Annotated in this window: 3 protein-coding genes; all 3 read left to right on the top strand. The window is 47.7% G+C overall.

The features are described 5' to 3' along the window. The coding region (locus ACWA6V_RS16055; protein ID WP_449523438.1) for a flagellin N-terminal helical domain-containing protein at positions 1–2,102 on the top strand (2,102 nt) is incomplete at its 5' end. A gap of 118 nt (positions 2,103–2,220) precedes the next feature. After that, positions 2,221–4,878: a CHASE domain-containing protein gene (locus ACWA6V_RS16050; protein ID WP_449523437.1), complete on the top strand. Its 2,658-nt coding sequence runs from the start codon at positions 2,221–2,223 to the stop codon at positions 4,876–4,878. A 174-nt stretch (positions 4,879–5,052) separates the two neighbouring features. Continuing rightward, positions 5,053–5,764 (top strand): flagellar filament capping protein FliD (gene fliD, locus ACWA6V_RS16045; protein ID WP_449523436.1); only part of this gene is annotated, 712 nt, incomplete at its 3' end.

Below are 5,764 nucleotides of genomic sequence, written 5' to 3'. Positions count from 1 at the left end.
CCAATGTCGCTTCCTTGAATTCACAGCGTCAATTGATGAACTCAGGAAATGCGCTCGATCGGGCAACCGAACGCTTGTCTTCTGGCCAACGTATCAACTCCGCCAAAGACGATGCTGCCGGTCTGGCGATCTCTAACCGTATGACCTCACAAATTCGTGGTCTGGATCAGGCAATCCGTAACGCAAATGATGGTGTGTCATTGATCCAGACTGCTGAGGGTGCATTACAGGAAACTACCAATATCCTGCAGCGTATGCGCGAACTCTCTATTCAATCTGCAAACGGCATCTATTCGGATGCCGACCGCAAAACATTGGATGCGGAAGTGCAACAACTTATCCTGGAAATGGATCGCATTGCCAAATCCACATCATTCAACGGCCAGAAGCTATTGGATGGTTCGCTGGGTAAAGTCCAGCTGCAAGTGGGTTCTGATGCAAACCAGACCATCGAGTTAAAAGTGCAGGCGATGGATGCCAAAACATTGGGAATGGGTTCCGTCAGTGTAGATGTATTGGGTGCTGAGTTCTCATTGTCCATGTTTGCATCGGGTACTGCGCCGACCGACATCAGAGACGGGGACATTTTAATTAATGGCCAGTCTATTGGTGAGTTTGATGCGGCTGCTTCTGCCGAAACAAACACGTTGGCGGAATTTCTGGCCTCTATTAACGAGCGCGTGAGCGGTATTACGGCGTCCGCAATGACACAGTTGCAAGCATCACAGCTTGGTAACGGCGTAATTGATAATGACGCAGGTGAAGGCTTGAACATTACTGTGTCAGCATTAAATGGTGCTACACAGGTTTATCAAATTCGTGAAAATACGACCAGTATGGATGAGTTGGTGGAAACCATTATTCGCATTACTGGTGGAGAGGTGCAGGCAACTGTCAACGATAGCGGTGTCCTCACGCTGAGTAACAACACTGGTGCCACCATTACTGTGTCTGACGGCGGTACAGGTCTTGATTTACAAGCTGCTTTGGGTATGGATGCAGCAGTGGGTGATGGTCTGAGTCAGCGCGGGCAAATTGTGTTGACCTCGGAAGATGATCGCCCAATCAAAATCAGTCGCGGTAATACCGGAGTACTTGCTGACTTACACAATTTAGGTTTCCGTGAAAATCAGGTGGGCGGTGTTATTGAAGGTGCAAGCATTTCCACCGCAGCTGCAGAGGTGGCGTGGGGAGTAGGTGATGTCACTATCAATGGTGTTGTAATCAGCAATAAAAACACCGACAGTTTGATTGGCAAAATAGACGCAATTAATAAAGCAACTGAAGAAACAGGTGTTACTGCAAATGCCTTTTCAACAGTGTCTATTGATACGAGTGGCATGAGTATTGAAACTGCATTCGCAGGCTCTGCTGACAGTATTATCCTCAACGGTGTTAGCGTTGATTTGTCGGCTGTCACTACCGCACAGCAATTAGTGGATACCTTCAATGCTGCGAGTAATACCACTGGTGTGACCGCTTCTTTGTTAGGTAACAGAATCGTACTTGAAACAGATCAGGGGGCGATTCGCTTTACAACGGCCACTATTGATAGCGCCTTTGGTGTAACGGCCGAGGGGTTTGCGGGTGCTACGTTTGAGAAGTTTATGGCCTCGGGTCTTGCTATCGCGGTTGATGGTTCTGCCGCAGCAGGGTTTGTGGTTGAGGCAGGCATAAAATTAACTAACGCTAATGGAAATCCTATCAGCGTAGAGCTTGGTAATAATGCGACTGCTGATGAAATCGGTTTTCTGGAGGCCAACTCTGTCGGCGGTGGTTCATTTGGTACAGCAATCGCGTCTATTAGTATTGATACTGCAGCCAAAGCCCAAAAAGCCATTGGTGTTATCGATAAGGCGCTGACAACAATCAACGACACCCGTTCGCAATTGGGTGCAATCAACAACCGGTTAGACTTCACCATGTCTAATCTGGCGAACGTCTCGGAAAAAACGTCCGCTTCGCGCTCACGTATTGTGGATGCGGACTTCGCAGCAGAAACTGCAGCGCTGAGCCGCGCGCAAGTCTTGCAGCAGGCAGCACAAGCGATGTTGGCGCAGTCGAACGCGCGGCCAGAGCAGGTGTTGCAGTTACTTCGTTAAACATGGTTCGTTGATCGAGTTGAAAAACCGCAGCTTGCTGCGGTTTTTTTTATTCTTTTTGACCTGAAGTGAGCTTCTGTCGACTAGGCTTAAGTAAATTTAAAGTCAGGTTTACCGCATGGTTATGGGTTTACACTCGAAAGTTCCGCGCTCCCCAACAGTAGTGTTTGCGCTGCGTATTTTTCTTCTTGCCTTGGCGTACGTTGCCGCTGGGCGGCTATCGCTGTTGCTAGCGATTCCTCCCGGATTTGTATCGGGTCTGTTTTTGCCAATGGGAATTGCTTTGGGTGCCGTACTGATCTGGGGTTTTCCCATGGCAATCGGCGTTTTCCTTGGCTCAACACTGCTGAATATTTCGATTGGTCCCGCAAGCTCAATATCTCTGCCAGTTGTGTTGATTGCGGCGGAAATCGCCTGCGGAAGTACGGTGGCGAGCCTGGCAGGGACATTATTGATTCGCCGCTATGTTGGCTTCCCCAATAGTTTGACAGATGAGCGAAAAATCTTTTCGTTTTTCGCATTGGGTGGGCCAGTGGCGACGAGCTTGAGCGCAAGTATCGGAGTGTTAAGCCTTTATGGAAACGGGCTTATTCCAGCGGAACACATGTTGTACAGTTGGTGGACCTGGTGGATTGGTGATGCAATAGGTGTGTTAATTGCCACGCCCTTGGTGTGTGTATTGTTTGCGGAGCCACGGCATTTTTGGCGCGGCCGTCGTCTTACTGTAGGTGTTCCGTTGGTTGTAAGTAGCCTGGTTGTTGTTGCAGTATTTATTATGTCCAGCAACAACGAACAAAAAAAACTTAACGATCAATTTGAGCAGCAGGCGCGTTTGGTTTCGGGCGCTGTTGAGGCTGGTTTGTCTTCAGTGGCCTACACCCTGGCAACCTTGCGCGGTTTGTTTGTTGCGTCAGAGCAGGTAACTCGCGCCGAGTTTTCACATTATGTCGATCAGGTAGTTATTGGGAAACAGGGAGTCTCCGGATTTTCCTGGAACCAGCGGGTGCGTCATGCGGATCGTGCTGACTATGAATCCACTATGCGCGCTGAGCTTTCTGCCGATTTTTCTATCAAAGAAAAAGACTCGAGCGGTGCATTTATTATCGCGCCTGAGCGCGCGGAATATACATCCATTACTTATGTTGAGCCTTTGCAAAAAAATGCTGTGATTCTCGGGTTTAATGTTGCATCTGACCCTGTGCGCGACGAAGCAATAATTCGCGCACGCGATAGCGGCCATTTTGCGATGACGCAGCCCTTGCAGTTGTTGCAGGACGAAACCATCTCACTTGGTGTTGTGGTGTTTTACCCCGTTTATGAACGTACTCGCTCAACCAGCACCACACTCGATCGACGTGAGTCGCTCATTGGTTATGCTACCGCGATAGTGCGCACGAATGATTTAATGAATTCGGTTCTCACGCCTTTCTCATCGGGTGATTATCAAATCCATATTGTCGATGTTACCGAGCCAGAAAAATCGCAGGTATTTTATCGCGCCGGTGAGTTCGATATGCCAGGCTATGCGCGTGATTTAGTGTTCAATCAGGAGATTTCGGTAGGCGGCAGACGATTGCTGATCAACATTGGCCCAACAGAAAAGTTTTTAACTGAACATGTCAGTTTGCAATCCTGGTTTGTGCTGGCGGGCGGCTTATTGTTTTGCAGTTTGCTCGGTGGTTTTTTACTGCTTATCAGCGGGCGTACGCAGCACATCAGTAATCTGGTTGAACAACGCACTAAAGAATTGGCAGCTATTTTGGAAAATGCGGTGGAGTCCATTCTAGTGGTTGATGAACAAGGGTTTATTCAAAAGGCCAATCCTGCTGCAGCGCAACTATTTAAATACCCATTGCTGCAATTTTCCGCTTTACACATCGCCGATATAGTGCCGGTATTGCGAGATAGTTTTAACTTGCAAAGTGATGACGTAACAACGTCGTATATGCGAGAAACGCTTGGGCGCTGTAGCGATGGCGGCGATCTGGAAATTGAATTAAGTATTAGTCCGGTTGCTATTCAAGAGCGAAAATTTTTCACGTTTATCATTCATGATGCTACTGCCAAGCGAAAAGTGGATCGTTTGAAAAGTGAATTTATTTCTACGGTGAGCCATGAGCTGCGTACACCACTTACATCCATTAAAGGTGCGCTTGGAATAGTCTTGAGTGGCAGCTTGGGGGAGATGGCAGACAAGATCCGGGATTTGCTCGTCATCGCCAGCAATAATGCCGAACGTCTGGCGCGTTTGGTTAATGATATTTTGGATGTGGATAAGCTGGAATTCGGCAATCTAGTGCTAAATATAAAACGCAGTGCTATTTATCCGCTCGTACAGCAGTCAATCGAACACAATCAGGGCTATGCCGAACGTTATGGTGTACACCTGCAATTGAATGCCACCGACTACGCCGTCATGCAATGTGCTGCCAATGTCGATACCGATCGTTTTCTGCAAGTGATGGCCAATTTGCTTTCCAATGCCGTCAAGTTTTCGTATCTGGACGGCGTGGTGCGCGTGCAGCTAACAGTGAATGGGCAGGAATTAATGGTGTCAGTTATAGATGAAGGGCAGGGCATTGCTGACGATTTCCGCCAGCGTATGTTTCAGCGCTTTGCGCAAGTCGATTCTTCCGATACTCGCCGCCACGATGGCACTGGCCTTGGGTTAAGTATTACCAAATCCATTATCGAGCGTATGGGGGGTAAAATTGATTACCAATCGACGGTAGGCAAGGGAAGTCGCTTCTATTTCACACTGCCAATAGCGAAGTAATGGATGGTCTTGTTAGGCCAATTATTAATAACAAAATCAATAGATTGGCGCAGTTTATGCTCAGCTTATATTAGTAGAGTGTTTTCTCTAAAAAAGCGGCAAAACCGGCTAAAGTTTATCCATGGGTTGCCGCTAACCTTATGTAATTTAAGATAGCCAGCGGTAGTGTATGGCGTGGGGGTATTAATGGTGAGTGGTACATCAAGTACAACGAGCAACAATGGTTCGACGGGTTCCAGCATTATTAGTGCATTGGGAACAGGATCGGGTATTGATACCAACAAATTAGCCGATCAACTAACTGAAGCTAGCAAAATGGTGCAGGCTCAACGCTTGACTACCAAAAAGACCCTGCTTGAAACCCAAATTTCTGATTTTGGCTTGTTGCGCAGCTCCTTATCCAAACTTGAAACTGCAGCTGCAGCGCTGGGCAGTGCAGACACTTTTAATGCGAAAGCGCTTTCGATTCCCGAGACTGCATTGCTGGGTATTACCAAATTGGATGCCAAAGCAGTCGCTGGAAGCTACCAATTAAAAGTCGAGCAGGTTGCTCAGGCACAATCGCTCAGCTCAGGCACGTTCACCTCCATGAGTGCCCCTATCGGAAAAGGTACTTTGACAATCCGTTTGGGTGAATGGAATGCAGCGGTAAATGATTTTGAAGTGGATTCGACGAAGACTGGCGCCACTATTACTATTGACGATACCAATAATTCCTTAACCGGTTTACGCGATGCTATTAACAAGGCCAACATTGGTGTCTCTGCCAGTATTGTGAGTGATGGTGGTTCCTTCAAATTGTTATTGGCCTCCAAGTCAGTCACTAAAAACGAAATAGAAAATACTGCAGCAGAAGATGCTGGCGCTCTTGAGCTTGCCAGTTTTA

This window comes from Cellvibrio sp. (assembly GCF_053579595.1).
The sequence above is the reverse complement of the archived record's forward strand: the minus strand, read 5'-3'. Positions and strand labels throughout refer to the sequence as shown.